A 1884-nucleotide genomic window follows, 5' to 3' on the forward strand; every position below is an offset into this window, starting at 1 on the left:
GGTGCCCGGGCTCACGGCGGGTTGCTTGTCGACGAAGAAACCGGGGTCCCGCATCTGCGGAGCAGCGCTGCGCGCTGCACCTCGTGCGGGACACGGGCGGTATTGCGCCGGCCCGATGGCACGCGGATCGAACTGCCGAGAGCGTGGCCGCCGCCTAGCCCCTGCCCGCCCGATCTGCTAAAGCGCGGCGTAATCCCCCAAAACCCACGAGTTTGCGATGATCCCGCGTTATACCCGTCCGGAAATGGCTGCCATTTGGGAGCCGCTGACCCGTTTCAAGATCTGGTTCGAGATCGAGGCCCACGCTTCCGACGCGCAGGCGGCGCTCGGGGTGATCCCGAAGGAGGCCGCCGAGGCGATCTGGAAGGGCGGCAAGGACGCAGCGTTCGACGTCGCGCGGATCGACGAGATCGAGCGCGAGGTGAAGCACGATGTCATCGCCTTCCTGACGCATCTGGCCGAGTTCGTCGGCCCGCTGTCGCGCTTCGTGCACCAGGGCATGACCTCGTCGGACGTGCTCGACACCTGCTTCAACGTCCAGCTCGTCCGCGCCGCCGACATCCTGCTGGCCGATCTCGACAAGGTGCTGGCCGCTTTGAAGAAGCGCGCGTTCGAGCACAAGATGACGCCGTCGATCGGCCGCTCGCACGGCATCCACGCCGAGCCGGTGACGTTCGGCCTGAAGATGGCCTACGCCTACGCCGAATTCTCGCGCGCCAAGGAGCGCCTGATCGCCGCCCGCAAGGAAGTTGCGACCTGCGCGATCTCCGGCTCGGTCGGCACTTTCGCGCATATCGATCCGCGCGTCGAAGAGCACGTCGCCAAGGCGATGGGGCTTTCGGTCGAGCCTGTGTCGACGCAGGTGATCCCGCGCGACCGCCACGCGATGTACTTCGCGGTGCTCGGCGTCATCGCCTCGTCGATGGAGCGGCTCGCCACCGAGATCCGCCATCTGCAGCGCACCGAAGTGTTGGAGGCCGAGGAGTATTTCTCCGAGGGCCAGAAGGGCTCGTCGTCGATGCCGCACAAGCGCAATCCGGTGCTGACCGAAAACCTCACCGGCCTCGCCCGCATGGTTCGCGGCTATGTCAGCCCGGCGATGGAGAACGTCGTGCTGTGGCACGAGCGCGATATCTCGCACTCCTCGGCCGAGCGCATGATCGCGCCGGACTCCACTGTGACGCTCGACTTCGCGCTGAATCGTCTGGCCGGCGTGATCGAGAAGCTGGTCGTTTATCCGGACAACATGACCAAGAATCTCGACCGCCTCGGCGGCCTGATCCATTCGCAGCGCCTGCTCACCGCACTGACCCAGAAGGGCTGCTCGCGCGAGGAGAGCTACAAGCTGGTGCAGCGCAACGCCATGCCGGTGTGGCGCGGCGAAGGCGACTTCCTGACGCTGCTGAAGGCCGATCCGGACATGAAGAAGTACATGACCGACGCCGAAATCGAAGAACAGTTCGACCTCGGCTATCACCTCAAGCACGTCGACACGATCTTCAAGCGGGTGTTCGGCGAAAGCTGAGGACGCGCGCGTTTTTCACCTCTCCCCGCGCGCGGGGAGAGGTCGACGTGCATCGCCAGATGCGCGCCGGGTGAACGGGCCTCTCGACGCGGACGAGAGTAAGCGACTCGCGTCGCCCCCCACCCCAGCCCTCTCCCCGCGAGAGCGGGCGAGGGAGCCCGCCTCGCCGCGCTGGCACTCCTTCCGTCGCCGCAAGGCAGCGTCGCGGGAAAAACAACCGAAAACTAACCAAGCTGCGATAGACTTGCCGCGTGTCTGGGCATCCGAACATCCTGGTCTTCGATTCCGGCCTCGGCGGGCTGACGGTACTGCGTGAGATCGTCAAGGCGCGGCCGGATGCACGCTATGTTTATGCGGCT

Annotated in this window: 1 protein-coding gene and 1 pseudogene; both read left to right on the forward strand. The window is 65.7% G+C overall.

Going from position 1 to position 1884, the window contains the following annotated elements:
- The first annotated feature begins 217 nt into the window (after window positions 1–217).
- Window positions 218–1525, forward strand: a complete 1308-nt coding sequence (purB, locus tag ACOJTD_RS05720) for an adenylosuccinate lyase (protein ID WP_420131964.1) — start codon at window positions 218–220, stop codon at window positions 1523–1525.
- 251 nt (window positions 1526–1776) lie between these two features.
- Window positions 1777–1884: pseudogene (locus ACOJTD_RS05725) on the forward strand (glutamate racemase); the annotation flags it as partial.

Origin of the sequence: Rhodopseudomonas sp., from assembly GCF_048594845.1 — a bacterium.
In the GTDB taxonomy this organism is placed as follows: Bacteria; Pseudomonadota; Alphaproteobacteria; order Rhizobiales; family Xanthobacteraceae; genus Rhodopseudomonas.